Origin of the sequence: Pseudomonas nunensis (assembly GCF_024296925.1) — a bacterium.
Taxonomy (GTDB): Bacteria; Pseudomonadota; Gammaproteobacteria; order Pseudomonadales; family Pseudomonadaceae; genus Aquipseudomonas; species Aquipseudomonas nunensis.
On record NZ_CP101125.1, the window covers coordinates 4,612,111 to 4,629,122 of the forward strand.

The 17,012-nt window shown below is 58.2% G+C and carries 15 protein-coding genes; 7 read left to right on the top strand and 8 right to left on the bottom strand.

Annotated features, from left to right (window positions below):
• Nucleotides 1-85: 85 nt before the first annotated feature.
• The 5 genes from NK667_RS20155 to NK667_RS20175 all read left to right on the top strand — a co-directional run bounded on the left by NK667_RS20155 (nt 86) and on the right by NK667_RS20175 (nt 5,891).
• Entirely contained in the window at nt 86-370 is a 285-nt protein-coding gene (locus NK667_RS20155) for a DUF3077 domain-containing protein (protein ID WP_054615851.1), read from the top strand.
• Entirely contained in the window at nt 367-555 is a 189-nt protein-coding gene (locus tag NK667_RS20160) for a hypothetical protein (protein ID WP_152981011.1), read from the top strand. The genes NK667_RS20155 and NK667_RS20160 overlap by 4 nt, the downstream gene beginning before the upstream one ends.
• 416 nt (nt 556-971) lie before the next feature.
• Nucleotides 972-5,009, top strand: a complete 4,038-nt coding sequence (locus NK667_RS20165) for an Ig-like domain-containing protein (protein WP_054615852.1) — start codon at nt 972-974, stop codon at nt 5,007-5,009.
• A 445-nt stretch (nt 5,010-5,454) separates the two neighbouring features.
• The gene (locus tag NK667_RS20170; RefSeq protein ID WP_054615853.1) at nt 5,455-5,739 is read left to right on the top strand and encodes a DUF3077 domain-containing protein; all 285 of its coding nucleotides are present in this window, start codon (nt 5,455-5,457) and stop codon (nt 5,737-5,739) included.
• Nucleotides 5,736-5,891: a hypothetical protein gene (locus tag NK667_RS20175; protein ID WP_236708611.1), complete on the top strand. Its 156-nt coding sequence runs from the start codon at nt 5,736-5,738 to the stop codon at nt 5,889-5,891. The genes NK667_RS20170 and NK667_RS20175 overlap by 4 nt, the downstream gene beginning before the upstream one ends.
• A gap of 423 nt (nt 5,892-6,314) precedes the next feature.
• Here the strand turns inward: NK667_RS20175 and NK667_RS20180 are convergent, their stop codons facing one another.
• From NK667_RS20180 to NK667_RS20205, 6 genes are read right to left on the bottom strand one after another with little or no spacing between them, the layout of a single operon-like run.
• Nucleotides 6,315-7,727, bottom strand: coding sequence for an amidase (locus NK667_RS20180; RefSeq protein WP_177331446.1), 1,413 nt, complete (start codon nt 7,725-7,727; stop codon nt 6,315-6,317).
• Nucleotides 7,727-9,067 carry an aspartate aminotransferase family protein gene (locus NK667_RS20185; RefSeq protein ID WP_054615854.1) on the bottom strand — a complete coding sequence of 447 codons (1,341 nt, stop codon included), beginning with the start codon at nt 9,065-9,067 and terminating at the stop codon, nt 7,727-7,729. The genes NK667_RS20180 and NK667_RS20185 overlap by 1 nt, the downstream gene beginning before the upstream one ends.
• Nucleotides 9,045-10,172 (bottom strand): aminotransferase class III-fold pyridoxal phosphate-dependent enzyme, encoded by a 1,128-nt coding sequence (locus NK667_RS20190; RefSeq protein ID WP_054615855.1) that lies wholly within the window; start codon nt 10,170-10,172, stop codon nt 9,045-9,047. The genes NK667_RS20185 and NK667_RS20190 overlap by 23 nt, the downstream gene beginning before the upstream one ends.
• Before the next feature lie 9 nt (nt 10,173-10,181).
• Nucleotides 10,182-11,063, bottom strand: a complete 882-nt coding sequence (locus tag NK667_RS20195) for a TauD/TfdA family dioxygenase (protein WP_054615856.1) — start codon at nt 11,061-11,063, stop codon at nt 10,182-10,184.
• Nucleotides 11,038-12,606: an AMP-binding protein gene (locus tag NK667_RS20200; RefSeq protein ID WP_054615857.1), complete on the bottom strand. Its 1,569-nt coding sequence runs from the start codon at nt 12,604-12,606 to the stop codon at nt 11,038-11,040. The genes NK667_RS20195 and NK667_RS20200 overlap by 26 nt, the downstream gene beginning before the upstream one ends.
• The gene (locus tag NK667_RS20205) at nt 12,603-13,220 is read right to left on the bottom strand and encodes a thermostable hemolysin (protein WP_054046676.1); all 618 of its coding nucleotides are present in this window, start codon (nt 13,218-13,220) and stop codon (nt 12,603-12,605) included. The genes NK667_RS20200 and NK667_RS20205 overlap by 4 nt, the downstream gene beginning before the upstream one ends.
• A 173-nt stretch (nt 13,221-13,393) precedes the next feature.
• Between NK667_RS20205 and NK667_RS20210 the strand changes: the two genes are divergently transcribed.
• Entirely contained in the window at nt 13,394-14,329 is a 936-nt protein-coding gene (locus NK667_RS20210) for a LysR family transcriptional regulator (RefSeq protein ID WP_054046678.1), read from the top strand.
• A 265-nt stretch (nt 14,330-14,594) separates the two neighbouring features.
• On the top strand, nt 14,595-15,530 hold the full coding sequence (locus NK667_RS20215; protein WP_054615858.1) for a LysR family transcriptional regulator: 936 nt from the start codon (nt 14,595-14,597) through the stop codon (nt 15,528-15,530).
• A 3-nt stretch (nt 15,531-15,533) separates the two neighbouring features.
• Here the strand turns inward: NK667_RS20215 and NK667_RS20220 are convergent, their stop codons facing one another.
• Both NK667_RS20220 and NK667_RS20225 read right to left on the bottom strand, forming a co-directional pair.
• Nucleotides 15,534-15,899, bottom strand: coding sequence for a 5-carboxymethyl-2-hydroxymuconate Delta-isomerase (locus NK667_RS20220; RefSeq protein ID WP_054046682.1), 366 nt, complete (start codon nt 15,897-15,899; stop codon nt 15,534-15,536).
• A gap of 91 nt (nt 15,900-15,990) precedes the next feature.
• Complete coding sequence (locus NK667_RS20225; RefSeq protein WP_054615859.1) at nt 15,991-16,929, bottom strand: LysR substrate-binding domain-containing protein; 939 nt, start codon at nt 16,927-16,929, stop codon at nt 15,991-15,993.
• Nucleotides 16,930-17,012 lie beyond the last annotated feature (83 nt).

Genomic DNA, 17,012 nt, shown 5'->3' on the forward strand with positions numbered 1-17,012 from the left:
GGACCGGTCCGTCAACCTGCGTACAGTTGCCACCTGATTCGTTTGACGGCGATGACGTGGCGACTCCATTTTTCAGGAGATGCACATGATCAACCCAACCACAAAATCCACCCCCTTCGCCCCCTGCGATCACATCGACCATCACCTCTTCGCCGTACAACCCGGCATTCCCCTCCTCGACGCCCTGGAACACGCCTCGGTCTACCTCAGTTGCGCCGAAGCCCTCGCCCATCAAGCCCCTCACGCCACCCGCCCGGAACACATCGCGACGTTACGCTGGGCGAGCAAACAAATGCTCGGCACTGCAAGTTCGCTGCTTCAGGCGTCCATCGACGGCATGCACGCGGCGCAAGCGGGAGGCGAGGCATGAATGCGCACATGCCGATGACCAACAACAAGTACGACATTCCGGTGTTGCTGGTGGCTACGCAAGCGCCGTTGGAGGTGTTGCATAGCAATGCCGCGACGCGGTTTCTGGCGGGGACGCAGATGTCTGGATATCACCCAGGCCAAGGGCGCGGATGTGCAGCAACTGGCGCACACGGTGTTTGCTAAAGGTGTGAAAGACACCAATCCCTGTGGGAGTGAGCCTGCTCGCGAATGGCCGTTTCAGCCACATTGATGTTGCCTGACACACCGCTTTCGCGAGCAGGCTCGCTCCCACATTGGGTCCCGGGTGCACTCGATATTTGCATCATCTTCGATCCCCTGTGGGAGCGAGCTTGCTCGCGATGGCGCAGTGTCAGTCAACATCAATGTGACTGACACGACCCCTTCGCGAGCAAGCCCGCTCCCACAGGTTTTGAGTTCGACTCAAGATTTTCAAACAGCGACAGATCCATAAATCCGCCCCCATCAGCCGCACCTACCATTCGTCCTAAACCCCCACCCACCTGTAATTTCTGACAGTAGCCGCCCCGTCACCTTCGGTATTTCATAAGCCATGCCCCCACCGAATCTGCAGGTGCACCATGGCCACTGATCAACCGAACGCTGACATCCAGCTCAACTACCCGCCCATAATCCTCGGAGCCACCGAGGACGTGATTCCCGACCCGCTGGTGCCGCAACCGGTGCGGGGGTTGCCGCTGTCGCTGTTCAGAATGGTGTTCAATCAGAAACTGGGTGTGCTGGCTAACGCGGTAACCGTCCTGGTGCCCCCACCGGCTCGTGAAGGCACCGGCAACGACCCCATTTCCATCGGCCTCGTGCTCAATGGTAATCCGTTGGAAGAGGAGCAAATACCGGACGACGATCGAGACAAAACCACCTCGTTCTATCTGTTTGAATCGACGTTGCGGGATGGCAGCAACAACAAGCTGGAATACAAAGTCCGTCGTCCCACCGGCAATGTGGGCGACTCGACCCCGTTGTACCTGCTCTACCGATCCCACTTGCCCGGTGGCAACAGCGTACCCGGCGACGACGATCACCCCTATCTGGACATCAGCCTGCCCGCAGAACTGGGCGACCCCGCCATGATCGGCAAGGATGAGATGGACGCTGGCGTTCCCCTGACCGTGTTCTACCCGTTCATGTATGACTACGATGTTATTCATTACAAGCTTCAAAGCGAACGCTTTACCTACATAGTGCAGCCCCGCGAGGCTGGCAGCCCCGTGGTCATCCCCCTCACCCGAGCGATGTTCGAGTTGGCCGGCAACAGCGCGAATTTTGAGATTTCCTACACCGTCATCAGCCAATTGAACAACCCCACAGACAAACGGCGCGAGTCGAAAACGCTCTTGGCGGAGGTGGACAAGGACCTGCACTTTTTCGCTAAGCCGATCCTGCGTGAGGTGCAGTCCGAAAGTGGCGATAACCCTGCGATCATCAATCGCGGAAAACTCGCGGGCAACCCACTGCTGGCAGTGGTGGTGCCCTCGGCGCCCAAATTCAAGCCAGGTGACACCGTTGAGGGGCGCTATACCGCGACACCATCCGGCACTAACCAGCCGTTCACCGGTACCATTGAAGAAGACGGCTTCGGCGGATTCAAACCGTGCATCATGTACATCCCGAACGACAAAGTGGTGGCAAACGATGACGTCGTGGCGACCTATTCACTGCTCAGAGGCGGCACCGTCGTAGGCAAGTCGGACAAAGCCGAAGCGCATGTGAAGGGCGAAGATTCGATCGCCTTGGACCCACCGACGCTAAAGTCTCCGGCAACCAACCCGATTAACGTGCTGGAGTACGATTTGGGCGTGACCGTGCAGGTAACGTTTGCCGGCAACCCCGGTGACCAGGCCCGACTGAAAGAACTCAACCCCGCACCGGGCGCCGTGCCGTTTCCCACGCAGGACATCATCGCAGGGCAATCGGATTTCAACCTCAACCAGACGTATCTGGCGGTGCGCCAGAACAGTGTTATCGAACTGACCTGGGAACTGATTCGCGGCGGGGTGAGAGCCGGAGAGTCAGCAGCCTTGCGGCTGAACGTGAACCGGATGATCGATGGCGACCCTCGGTTAACGACCCCCACTGCTCCCCCCGGAAACATTACCTCTACGCTGGATCTGAGCAGTTTCACTGGCAATACCACCGCTCAGCTCAAGGCTTGGCGCGGGATTGCACTTGGACAATCGCTTTGGCAGTCGTGCGAAGGTACCAACAGCAGTGGCGCCCCGGTCACGTTGCCCATCTACCAAGGGCTGCCCATTGGCTCGGTGGGTGATCAGAGCAGTGTCGTGACGCGGGCGTTTCTGGAGCAGTTGGCGGATGGTTCGCAGATCAGGGTGTTGGCGGCGGTGAATTTTGATGGGGTGGCGAATGAAACGACGGCGGTGAAGTTTCCGGTGCGGACTTATACGGTCAAGGCTGTTGCGTTGGAGAACCCAATCATTACCTCGGTGAAAGGTTCACCAAGCAACGTCGAAATTCCCAATGACGGCACCACCGTCGAAACCAGCGTCATCCTCACCGGCACCGCCAGCAAAAGTCAGAAGGTGCAGATCCTCGACGGGACCACCTCCAAAGGGGAAGCCACGGCCAATGCAACCACCGGCATCTGGACCCTGACGGTGTCGTCGTTGACCGTGGCGGCGCACAGTTTTACTGCGAAAGCCTTGTATGGCAGCGGCGCCACTTCGGCGGCGCGGATGTTGACCGTCACCGCCGTGGTCACGCCCACCATCACCTCGGTGAAAGGCTCGCCCAGCGGGGTCGAGATTCCCGACAATACCACTACTGTCGAAACCACCGTTACCCTGACCGGTACCGCCAGCAAAGGTCAACAAGTCGAAATTTTTGACGGTTCCGGTTCAAGCGCGGTTTCCAAAGGAACCGTGACGGCTAATGCCACCACAGGGGTTTGGGAACTCCGAAACATCCCCGTAGGACAAGGCGCACACCGCTTGTATGCGCAGTCGAAATATCACAGCACTCCAATCTATTCCAACGTACGTAACTTGACCGTAACGGCGTCGAGCGCGCCTACCATCACCTCGGTCAAAGGTTCACCAAGCAACGTCGAGATTCCCAATGACGGCACCACCGTCGAAACCAGCGTCATCCTCACCGGCACCGCCAGCAAAGGTCAGAAGGTGCAGATCCTCGACGGGACCACCTCCAAAGGGGAAGCCACGGCCAATGCAACCACCGGCATCTGGACCCTGACGGTGTCGTCGTTGACCGTGGCGGCGCACAGTTTTACCGCAAAAGCCTTGTATGGCAGCGGCGCCACGTCAGCGGCGCGGACCTTGACCGTAACCGCCGTTGTGGTGCCCACCCTCACCTCCGTGAAGGGTTCGCCGAGTGGCGTGGAGATTCCCGACAATACCACTACTGTCGAAACCACCGTCACCCTGACCGGCACCGCCAGCCGGGGTCAGACGGTTGAAGTTTTCGACGGCTTCGATTCAAGCGCAGTGTCCAAAGGAACCGCAACGGCGAATGCCACCACCGGGATCTGGACACTGAACATCCCCGTCGTGGCAGGCGCACATCGCTTCGCTGCGCAATCGAAGTATCACAGCGCCCCTACCTACTCAAATGTGCGGCTCTTGACGGTGGTGGCCGTGGTTGCCCCGACCATCACCTCGGTCCGGGACTCCAAAGGCGAACTCGATAACCCTGGCACCACCGTCGAAACCAGCGTCACACTGAGCGGCAAAGCCAGCGCCAAAATGACGCTGCAGTTGTACGACGGTGCCACCGCCATCGGGGAAGTTATCACCGTTACCGACAGTGGTGACTGGAATACGACCCTGACCGGGTTAAGCATCAACACCACTTACAGCATCAAGGCCCGAGCGTTGTACGGTGCAGGGCAAGAGTCCGAAGTGAGAACCTTTAGCGTCGTGACGCTCGCTAAACCTAGCATTCTCTCGGTTCGTAATCGCAGGAATTACGAGATCCCAGATGGTGGCACCACAACCGCTCCTAACCTCACAATCAGCGGTAAAGCAGAGCCAGAACAATACGTCGATATTTTGCGAGATGGCCAACCTATGAGTACGGCAAAGGCCAATATTAGCGGTGACTGGGAGCTTCCTTCGATGCTGGTAAATTTAGGCACCTATAACTTAACGGCCAGAGGAAATTACGGCGATAGGCCCGTATCCCCCCCTCAGCGCTTCAGTGTTTTAAAAGGTACAGATTTTGATGACATCAATGCTCAAAACTTCTCAGCTGGAGGGGGAGGTATAAATTTACCTTCTATGATCATTGAGAATCACGTCGGTGGGTCTTCGATACGCAAATCAACCAGACCGACAATTGGAGATTTTAAGGAGCACATACTAAGAATCGGCACCACTAATGGCACAAGCAAATCACTTGAAATAGGCTTTTACACCCCATGCCTAAAAGTGTCTTTTACATATGCCGCCGACGCAGCAAATCAATGCAAAGTGCAGATACACACCACTAAAAACAACTTGGCACCGATAAATATCAATGCCACATCTCCGACACGACTGGAGTTCAGCAACAATGACTACATAACAAGAATATCTTTCTATACCGGATTTTCAGCAATAGAAGTAGACAACATCATCGAGGACTAGAATAAAAACAACCAATATCAATCATACATAAAGAAAGCGTATATATTTCGAATTGTAAAATATAAATACTTTCTGACAGTATGAATTGGCGAGCAAAGCCCATCCAAAAAAGGGGCTGCAAATAGTGCAGTAGCTGAATATGACTACGCGCAAACCAGCCATTTCTGGTCCTGCGTCGGTTGACTGCCCTGCCCTCTCTCCCTATCCTCGCGCCTGTCACGACTCATTCGTGATCGGGTTTGACGGCTCGGCTGTATTCACGACGCGCATAGCCTTTCTTTGCTCGAGCACCTCCGTGCCCGTTCATTGCTTATGGCGACTGTGCGTGGGGCATCTTCGGGTGCGCCGGGTTCGTGAGACCGGTCCGTCAACCTGCGCACAGTTGCCACCCATTCGTTTGACGGCGATTCGTGGCAGCTCCTTTGAAACTCACGGAGCTACAAGAATGACAAACGCAACCACAAAATCCACCCCCTTCGCCCCCTGCGATCACGTCGATCATCACCTCTTCGCCGTACAACCCGGCATTCCGCTGCTCGACGCCCTGGAACACGCCTCGGTCTACCTCAGCTGCGCCGAAGCCCTCGCCCATCAAGCCCCCAATGCCACCCGCCCGGAACACATCGCGACGTTACGCTGGGCCAGCAAACAAATGCTCGGCACCGCAAGTTCGTTGCTTCAGGCGTCCATCGACGGAATGCACGCGGCGCAAGCGGGAGGTGAGGTATGAATCTGCATATGCTGATGACCAACAATGAGTGCGACATTCCGGTGTTGCTGGTGGCCACGCAAGCGCCGTTGGAGGTGTTGCACAGCAATGCCGCGACGCGGTTTCTGGCGGGGACGCAGATGTCTGGATATCACCCAGGCCATGGGTGCTGATGTGCAGCAACTGGCGCAAGCGGCGGTGATGTTGTTGCGTGATGGGTGTGATGTGATGGATGTGTTGGGGCGGCAGATTCGGGCTCGGGTTTGATCGCATGATTTGATGTTGGATCGGCTGGCCTCTTCGCGAGCAAGCTCGCTCCCACAGGGGATCAGCGGCGCTTGCGAAATGTGTGAAAGACACCAATCCCTGTGGGAGTGAGCCTGCTCGCGAAGGCGGTTTCACATTCAACATTGATAGTGGCTGACACGACGTCTTCGCGAGCAGGCTCGCTCCCACATTTGGTCCTGGGTGAACTCGATATTTGATTCAACTTCGACCTCCTGTGGGAGCGAGCTTGCTCGCGATGGCGGTGTGCTAGTCGATATGAATGTGACTGACATGGCCCCTTCGCGAACAAGCCCGCTCCCACATTGAGATCACTGTGTGACTGGGATCACCGGGCTCCAGCGGGTCATTTCCCGCTCAAGGAAGTTGGCTACGGCCAGCAGTCGTTCTTCTTGCCAGTGCGGGCCGATGATCTGGATGCCGATCGGCATGCCGCTGACCGGGTCGTGCCCGGCGCGGATGACCACCGCCGGCGAACCGGACAGGCTGAACGGGAACACAAAGGCGTAGCGATCGCGGTCCAGCAGCGACTCGCCATGGGCGAACGCCACGTCCGGGAACACCGGGCAGATGAACAGGTCGTGCTGATTGAAGAATTTCGCCAGTTGATAGCGAAACGTGTCGATCATGATCCAGTCGCGCTTCATCTCATCAACGCTCAGCTCAACCTCTTCGCTCAAGCGAATCAGTTCCGAGGTGGCTGGCGTGTAGGTCTGTTTGTTCATCGACGCAAACAGTTTCTTCCAGCTACGCCCGGCATCCGCGCCGGTGATGAACACCCTCCACAACACATCGCTGGCGTCATCGAGCATCGGTGGCGTGGTCGAAGTAACGTCCGCGACCACACTGCCCAGGCACGCTTCGACCTGTTGCAAAACCTGCTTCACCGCCGGGCTGACTTCGGTCCGCGCCGACTCCCAGGACAATGCGACACGCAGTTCAGACAAGGGTTTGCTGTCATTGAACGGCACGTCGACAGTGTCCGGGTCATGCCCATCGGCGCCGCTGATCAATTGCCCGAGCAGTGCCAGGTCGTCGACATAACGCCCCATCACGCCAAACGCCGAGGTCAGGTGGAACAGCCCCGAACGGTCGTTGGGAAACTGCCCGGTCAATGGCACGCGACCCTGGGTCAACTTGAGGCCGCAGATGCCGTTAAAGTGCGCCGGAATCCGCACACTGCCGCACGCATCCGAAGCCAGCCCGGCCGGCGAGCAACCGGCCGCGATGGCCGCCGCTTCACCACCGCTGCTGCCACCGGCGGAGCGCTGCGGGTCACACGGATTGAGCGTGCGGCCATACAACAGATTGTCGGTTTCGAACGCCATGCACAGCTCGGGCACGTTGGTGATGCCTAGGATAATTGCGCCGGCTTCGCGCAACCGCGCCACCACCGTGGCGTCCTGTTGGCTGGCTTCGCCGAGCAACTCCTCCAGCCCACGGGACATGCGGAAACCGCGCACATGGCAGACGTCCTTGATGGTCATCGGGATGCCGTGCAACGGGCCACGAATATTGCCGATGCGCGCCATCTCATCAGCCTCCCGGGCCTGCCGACGCAATTCGTCGGCGGACTCCAGTTGGATCAGCGCATTGATCTGCGGGTTACGCTCGGCAATCCGTTGCAGATAGAACTCCAGCAGGCTTACGCTGGTCAGCACGCCACGTCGCAGCAGGCCGGCCATTTCGCGCAGGGTCAGGGTGTCCGGATTGAAAATGCTCATCAGCGCTCCGCTTTGCTGCGTAGCAGCTTGTTGGGGATGTGGTACATGTTGCGGACCACCAGGGAAAACGCCTTGACCGCGAGTTTCGGCCGACGGGCGATGGCTTCCAGGGCTTCTTCGGTCATGGTCAGAACATGCCGCAGGGCTTCGGGGGTTATGTTCAGCGGCGGGTAAAAACGCAGCACCGGGTGCTCGGCTTTTTCATTCATCGAATGCCCGGCGTGCACGCCACGCTTGCCCAACTCCATGCTCATCAGCGCTTCGTAGACCGAGCCGCGCAAGCGCAGGCCAGTCATCAGGCCGACACCAGGCACGTCTTCAACAATTTGCGGATAACGCTGGGCCAGCCGTTGCAGACCATGACGCAGCAAGCCGCCATTGATCCGCGACGCCTCAACCAGGTTGTGCTTGTCGATGAAGTCGATCGCGGCCAGCGCCGAGGCGCAGCCGACCGGATGCCCGCCGTTGGTACGCTGGTCCGGCTCGATCTCGCGCAACGGGTATTGCGTGCTCAGGCGCTGGCTGTACATCGCGCAGGCAAACGAGGTGTATCCGCCGGTCAGGCCTTTGGAGAGGATCATGATGTCCGGCACGATGTCGTCGTACTGCACGGCGAACCATTTGCCGCAGCGGCCGAAACCGGTCTGGATTTCGTCGGCGATCAGCAACGTATCGGTGGCATCGCACAGGGCGCGGATGTTCGCCATGTAGCCCACCGGCGGCACCTGCAAATGTGCGCCACCGAGGATCGGCTCGACATACACCGCGCACACGCCCTCGCCCACCGCTTTCTGCAACGCGGCGAAATCGCCGTACGGCACGTAGGTCACTTCCGAAGCGGCGGTGCCGTAACTGCGATGGTGCTGTTGCTGGCCGAGGATGCTCATCGCCGCCAAGGTTTTGCCGTGGTAGGAATCGCTCATGACCACGATCCCGCGCCGGTGCTTCTGCACCTTGAGCACATAACGCATGCTCTGCTCGATGGCTTCGGCGCCCGAGACCATGTACTGCACATCGCCCCACTCACCCGGCACCAGATCGCGCAACCGTTCGGTCAGTTGTTCTTGCACCGGGTGCACGCGACCTTCAGGGACCCAGGCCATCTGGTGCAACTGGGTCTGCACGGCCTCACGCACCGACGGGTTGCGATGGCCGACGATAAACACGCCGTAACTGCAGGCACAGTCAATAAAGCGCTTGCCGGTATGGTCCGTGACATAGATGCCATCGGTTTCCTGCTCGACGCTGGTCTTGCCCATGCGATACAGCTTGGTCGCCGAAGCACTCCAATGCCGCTGGCAATCATCCAGCAGTTGTTCATGCGGCATGGTTAAGGACATGGCTGAAAGTCTCCTTGATGATAGTGGCGGCACGCTGGATATATTCGGCACGCGCGGTGACCGGGCAACGCAGAATCAACTCGCGGCCACGGGGCGGGCTGACATAGACGCCACGCTGATAAAGTTCTTCGCATAAACGGCCCGGATTGACGTCACTGGCCAGCGGCAGGCTGACCCAACCGCCACACGCCACCGCACCGAAGGCGAAGAGCGTTTGCGCGAGAATCTGGCCGTTGTTGAAGGACTGTTTGGCCGAGTCGTGAGCCAACACATAATCGAGTGCCGCCATGGCGGCGATGCACGCCATCGGGTTGCCGGCGGTGGTGCTGCCATGTTTGGCCGGGCTGCTGCGACCATAAACCTGATAGGCCATTTGTTCGCTGCAGGTATACGTGCCGATGGGAATCGCGCTGCCGCCCAACGCGCCGCCCAACACCACGATGTCCGGCGTGTTGTGGTAGCGCTGGAAACCAAACAGCGTGCCCAGGCTACCCAGGCAACTTTGCACATCGACCGCAATGACCGGCGCCGAGACCTTGGCCGCCGAGTCATAGAGCTGATCGAGCAGCGTCTGGTCGATCAGGCGCAGGCGACCGTCTGCATCAATCACGGTGCTGGTGTGGCACACGGCAAAGCAATCGTCCCAGTTCACCTTGGCAAGGTCGCGAGGTTCACTGACCGCCACCAAATCGAAGCCGAGGAAACGCTGGATCTCCAGATATTCCTGCGGCGCGCCGAGGCAACGTCCGTAACTCAGGGAGCCGTAGTCGCCGCCCTGAACAAACACGATGGTGTTGCCCTTGGGCTTGAGACCCTTGCACAGTTTCAAGGCCCCTTCGAACGCTTCATCGCCTGAGCTGCAGATATACGAGCTGACCAGCGGCGCCGGCAGCAACTCGGCCAAACGCCGGCAGAACGCGATCAACGGCTCGGACATCAACACGCGATTGGACAGGCCCATGCGGTCGGCCTGCTGACTGACCGCGGCAATCACCGACGGCACCTGAAAGCCGAAGCCGCCGGACAGGTCGACGATCTGGCGGCCGTCGCCATCGGTGTACGTCTCGTACTGACCCGAAATGATCTGTTTGTTATTGGTTTTCATAAGTAGGTCTCAGCGGTAGCTCAAGGCGTTGAAAATCCGACGACGCTCGTCAACGATGGCTTCGCGGCCATGCATCACCCGACGGTTGTCGATCATCACCATGTCGTGGTCGCGCCAGCCGACCGGGTAGGTGTATTGCGCAGATACCGTGGCGATTTCTGCCAGGAACTCCGCAGGAATCGGCTGCCCGGATACGGTGTCGATCACCGGCACTTCGTAGTTGAAGGACGGCCCGAGGATGCTGTTGGCGAAGGCCGGGCGCTGGCTGAATTCGGAGACCAGGATCGCCGACGTGCTGAAGGCGTAGTGGATCGAATCGTCATCAGGGTTGAAGGTGATCACGGTCTGCGGGTCATTGCCGACGATCTGCATCAAGTCGTTGATGCTGACCGCCGCCGGGTCCGACAGCGTCGATGAATAGTGACAAACCAGCCGACGCCATTTGTCGCCGGCCACGGTGCGGCTGTAGCGAATCGGGTTTTGCTCGAAGAAGGTGCGGCAGGCCGGAGACAGTTTCGCCAGGACTTTTTCACCGTCGCACAGGGTGGTTTGCGAACCTTTGCGCGGCGCTTCCTGGCAATAGAACCAGGTGATGTCCGGCCAGAACGGCGAGTTGCCGTTCTCACAATGCAGGCCGATTTCCTGACGGCCCGCGTCCACCAACTGCGCCGCGCCACCGACCATGATCCGCGCAGGATCGAGGCTCAGGCGCGAACTGTTTTGCCGCACATAGCTGCTGAAATCCTCAGGGTTGTGGATGCAGTTGCGCAGCAACACGACACCGTAGTGCCCGAGCAATTCGTACAGCTCGGACTTGCCCAGACTGGCGAAATGGTGGGCTTCGATAATTGAGATGTCAGAACTTTCACAGCGATAGGCAGGCGTGTTCATCAGCAGCATTCCCTTGCAGGTCGGCGAAAACAGTGGCGATATCGGCGCGTTTCGGGCGGCCGGTGACGGTATAGAGTTGTTCCAGCAGTGGGTCGTCCTTGGTCAGCAACCAGAGACGGCTCGGGCGCTCGATGTCGGAAAAGCGTCGGGTTGACCAGGAAGCCAACTCGGCGCGGTCCGGCACCGACTCGACACAGAGCAGCGCCACCAGGCCGTGGGTCTCATCGAAGAATACGGCGGCATCGCGCACGCCGGGAAACTCGCGGTATTCCAGCTCGACTTGCTCCGGGCTGACGTTGCGGCCATTCGGCAGGCAGATCACATTCTTCTTGCGGCCACGGACGTAGAGATAGCCGTCGGCATCCAGTTCGCCCAGATCGCCGGTGTCCATCCAGCCATCATCGGACATCGAACAGGCGCTCGGGTCCTTGCCCGAGTAACCGCTGAACAGCGAACTGCTCTTGACCTCGATGGTCTGGTCGGCGCCGATGCGCACCTGCACATGCGGCAAGGGTTTGCCGACGCTACCCAGACGCTGGTGCTGCGCGGTGTTCATGCTGACCACCGAGGCGTTTTCGGACAGCCCGTAACCCTGGAACACCGGGATGCCGTCCTCGGCGAGGGCGTTGAGGATGTCGATGCTGACCGCCGCGCCGCCGCAAGTGATATGCACGCCCGAATGCAGATATCGAGACAGCTGATCGCTTTGCGCATCGCCTTGGGCCAGTTGCTCGTAGAAGCGATTGAGCATCACTGGCGGGACGGTCAGGGCCGTCGGTTCGACTCGCAGAATCCACGCGATCAACCGTTGCGGCGAAGTGCCCGGTTCGCCGAGCAGTGGTTCGCCCTCAGGCAGAAAGTACACAGTCCCGCCGGCCAGCAGCGGCAAGTACGCGGCGGTGACTTGTTCCAGCAACAGGCTCAACGGCACCAGCGACAGGTAACGGCGATGGGCATCGACCGGCATTCCTTGACGCAGGGAATTCAACACGGCGCCGACTGCCGCCGTGCTCAGGCGCACGCCTTTAGGCCGGCTGGTCGTGCCCGAGGTGTGAATGATTTTGCAGATCCAGTCGCTGACGCCATCCGGCTCACGCAGTAATGGCTGCTCGAGAGCTGGTTCGCTGAGGCGCCTCAAGCGGCTCTCGGGAAAATCGAGCATCCAGCGTTCGGCCAGGGTGCGCTCACCGGCGGCATCCACCAGGAATCCGTCGCAGCGCTCGGCCAAATGTTCGGCCTGGGCCTGGCTGAATGCCAGCGGCAAAGGCAGTGCGGTAATCCCGGCAAACAGGCACGCCAGATCAGCCACCAGCCAGTCGCTGCTGTTGCGCGTGGCAATCCCCAGCACGACGTGGTCGCCATGGGCCGGGGTGTCGAAACGCCGTTGCAATTCAGCCGCCAGGTTCAGCGCCCGGGACTCCAGTTCGCCGAAGGTCATGACCGTGGCGTGTTCCAGCCCGGACGCGGCGCAATCGACGGCACAGACTTTCTCGCGATTGGCCTGTAGCGCCTGGCGCAGGTCCGCAATAAAGCGGCCACTCATGATTGCGCCCTCTCCGGCAGATCCGTCGGCAATTGGGTAAACAATGTACCGAGGGTCATGGCGGCGAATCGCGAACGTTTCGGGTCCACCCGGATAAAACCGGTGACCGGCATTTTCGAGTAATAAGAGCCCCAGTTCTTCCCGCCATCATTGGCCAGGCGCTCTGGATCAGCGGTCAGCAGCGGTTCGAAATCGATCTGGCAGCTTTCCATCATTTCCCGGACCCGGGGTGTGACGGTGCACAGTAGATAGTGGCCGCCCATGCACCAGGCCAACAACGGGATCATGTTGACCATGATCATTCCGGCCGTCAGGTGATGGGAAATCAAACTACCGATTTCAACGATAGTTGACCGATCGATCGGCTTTTCAAAGCGCTCGGAGAGTATCGTTTCTATCGGTTGCGACAGATATTGTTCAGAGAAGAGTGTGCGGTGATCAGCAAACGTTATACCGGCACAAGAAAGAATGCGCTCCTCATTATCCAGAGTTACCGCAAAATACTGCGGACTGGGCTCTACTGTCGCCTTATAAGAACTGCGAAATTTTTCCTTCACAACTTCAGTGGCTTGCACCCATAACGGTGTCTGACTTTCCGTGACACGTACCAACACTTCGACCTCCCTGTCCCTGTTCAGGACGCCTCTTAAAGTGAGCGAGAATATATTGAGGAAATGTCCGACAGACTATTTAAAAAACCAATTGCTTCCGCTAATATATAAATAAATAACCTTGTCACAAAAATAAAAGATAGTGACGCGCATGGATTTTCACCGAGACGGATTTTATGCTTAATAGTAATTTGCTCAGAAAACTCGATATGCAGGATCTGATGGTGTTCGTTGCCGTATACGAACAAAGCAGCGTCACCGAGGTCTCTGAAACCCTTTGCGTCAGCCAGTCCACCGTCAGTTACTGCTTGAAAAAGCTGCGCACGAGCTTCGACGATGAGCTGTTCATCAACACTCGTAATGGCATGTGGCCGACTAACAAGGCCACCACCATGTATGGCCATGTGTTGAAAATCCTGAAAAGCATAAACATATGCCATTCCGGCTTACACGCATTCGACCCCACGCAAAAAGAGATTACGTTTAATATCTGCGCACCGGAGTACTTTGAGCTTCTGATACTCCCAAACTTGCTGAAGCGTTTTATCGGCAGTAGTTTTCCGGTCATTGTGAACATCCAGAAGTTTCACAGAGACATTCCAATCGAAGAACTTATCGACGGCCGCTTCGATCTGGTTATTTGTTTCGGCCCCAACTTCCATCGCAGTTCCAAAAGTTTAAAGTCACAAGTTCTGCTGGAAGATGATCTTGTCTGTGTCGTTGATAAAAACTCTGCCCCGGCGGAGGGTGAATTCAGCCTGGACAGCTTTGTCGCGCGCCAGCACATCTTCCCGACCCCGTGGACTTCAGACACCAACATGGTGGATGGCTGGCTCAGCAAATGGGCTTACAGCCGCCAGATAGTGGCGCGGGCCAACAGTTACGTGGCGGCACTGAACATGATTCCCGGAACCGATTTCGTGCTGACGTTGCCTCGGCGTATCCAGATGCTGATCAGTAACGAAGATAAATTCGCACATTGCCAACCGCCCACCGGTTTACCCAACTTTACGCTGGACATGTTGTGGAACGAAAAGCCTGGGCAGGACAGCGCGAATAACTGGTTTCGCGAACAAATTGTCAGCGTCTGCGCACAAGACGGCCTGCTGTAATAAGAACTATTAACAGACAACTTCAGATTGAATGACCCACCGAAGCCAAATTCGGCGTATCACCCCAGCACTTGGCGGGTGGGTCATTATCGCGACAGTCTGGCGCTGATCGCTTTCTGCCAGCAGGTCGTGTTACCTACACGATGTGTCCCACATCTGACACTGAAGTCTCCTACAGGCCATTCTCCTGGCACCATCGTTCCGTTACGATCGTTCGCACACGTTTGCGCATCGTCAGCGCAAGGAGCACAGCGAGACAGAACGGATGCTAAACAGTAACTTGCTTAGAAAGCTCGATATGCAGGACCTCATGGTGTTTACCGCCGTGTATGAGCAAAGCAGCGTCACCGGTGTGTCGGAGGCACTCTTCGTCAGTCAGTCCACCGTGAGTTACTGCCTGAAAAAACTGCGCACCAGTTTTGAAGACGAGTTGTTTATCAACACCCGCACCGGAATGCGCCCCACCCACAAAGCCAGCATCATGTACAACCATGTGCTGAAGATTCTTGAAAGCATTAACCTCTGTCACGCCAGCGGCCAGGCGTTCGACCCGACTTCACAGCCCGTCACCTTCAATATTTGCGCACCGGAATACTTCGAGCACTTGATTCTGCCGCGCCTGTTGAAGCGCTTCGATTTCGCCGACCTGCCGGTAGCGGTCAACCTGCACAAATTCGAAACCGATATCCCGGCCGATGAATTGCGCGATGGCAGCCTCGACCTGCTGATCTGTTTTGGTCCGAATGCTCATCCGGGTCAAACCGACTTCAGGTCACTGATGTTGCTGGAGGACGATCTGGTCTGCGTCTTCGACAAACGCGCCACGCCACTGGAACCACGCTTGAGTCTGCAAGCCTTCACCGAACGCCAGCACGTGTTCTCGACACCGTGGTCAGCCGCCACCGACAAGGTCGATGGCTGGCTGGCGCGGCAGGCGCAAAAGCGCGAGATCGTCAAACGCTCGAACAGCTACAGTGCGGCGCTGAAGATGATCACCGGCACTGATTTCATCCTGACCCTGCCCCGGCGTATCCAGCGTCTGCTGGCCAACGAAGCGGTGTTCAATCATTGCGAAGCGCCTAACGGCCTGCCGGGTTTCACCCTCGACATGCAATGGAGCCAAACCGTGGATCAGGACAGCGCCAACACTTGGCTGCGTGAGCAAGTGCTAGAGGTCTGCGCCGAGCAGCAAGCCGCCTGAAACTCAGAAGCCGATGGCGGTCTTGGTGTAGGACTCACGATCGATGTCGAGGATTTCCACGCACAACTGGACTTCGACATCCGTCGGCCATTCACACAAATCCTGCACCACGGCCAACAGGCTGTCGGACAGCTGTTTCTTGATTTGCGGCGAGCGACCGCTGAGCAACGCCAGCTTCACATGCACGAACGCCCGCTCGCCCAAGCCAGTGCCGACCTTGAAGGTTTCGACCTTCAGGGCACGGCTCTTGATATCGTGCTCCGCCGCAAACTGACCGGAACCCACCAACGTATTGTTGAGCCGGATCAACGCGACATCGGCGTTCAACCCGGGCAGGTTGGCGGTGTATTCCATGTGCAGGTGAGGCATGACGATGCTCCTGAGGATTGGCAGAAAGGGTCTACATATATCACAGAGCCGCCCGGCTTCCGGCGGACTTTTAGTGTTGCGCCGCTGCCAGTCAGAGTGAACCGGCGCTGTGCATGTCGGCCAGACCGCGTTCACTCATGAACGCTTCGAGGCGCGAACGCAGCCAGCGTTCGGCCGGGTCGGTGTCGACGTGGCTGAGCCAGACCATGGACAAGTCCAGGGTTGGCGTCTTGAACGGGAACGGTTCCTGGAACAAATGGCCGGACGCCGCCATGGCGCTGGCGGTGTAGTCCGGCAGGCTGGCGATCAGGTCAGTCCCCGCTAGCAGGGCTGGCAATGAGCTGTATTGCGGCACGGAAAGGACGACATGGCGCTTGCGGCCAATCTCCGCCAGCCACTCATCGGCGTAGCCACTAACGTTGGCGGTGTGGGAAACCAGCACGTGCGGGCGTGAGCAATATTCATCGAGGGTCAACGGCGTGTCGGAAGCATCGGCGCGCAAAAGGCTCGGCTGGATATGCCGCAGCAATTTGCGCTTGGCGTTGGCCGGCAAGCCGCGGGTCTGGCTGATGCCGACAGTGATGTCGCCGGAGGCCAACAGGTCGGGAATCCGCCAATAATCGACATGCTGGACCACAAACACCACCTTCGGTGCTTCCTGGCGCAAGGCCCGCAGTAACGGGGGCAACAGGCCGAATTCGACATCGTCCGAGAGCCCGATCCGAAAGGTCATGGTGCTGCTGGCCGGGTCGAAATCGTGGGTCAGGCTCAAGGCCACCGACAGCGAATCCAGCGCGGGCGACAGGTGCTGGATGATTTCTTCGGCCCGAGCCGTCGGCTCCATGCGATGGCCGACGCGAATGAACAGCGGATCATTGAACATCGTGCGCAGACGGTTGAGCGCAGCGCTGATGGTTGGCTGGCCGAGAAACAGCTTTTCCGCCACCCGCGTCACGTTACGTTCGAGCATCAACGTCTCGAACACCACCATCAGGTTGATGTCGGCCTTGCGTAGTTCATTACGATTCATCCACTGCACCCCGTCCCCAAGACTTGCGCCAGTTTAGAAAGGCCGTGGGGTGGCGTCTATCGGCATGATCGCCGCCATACGCA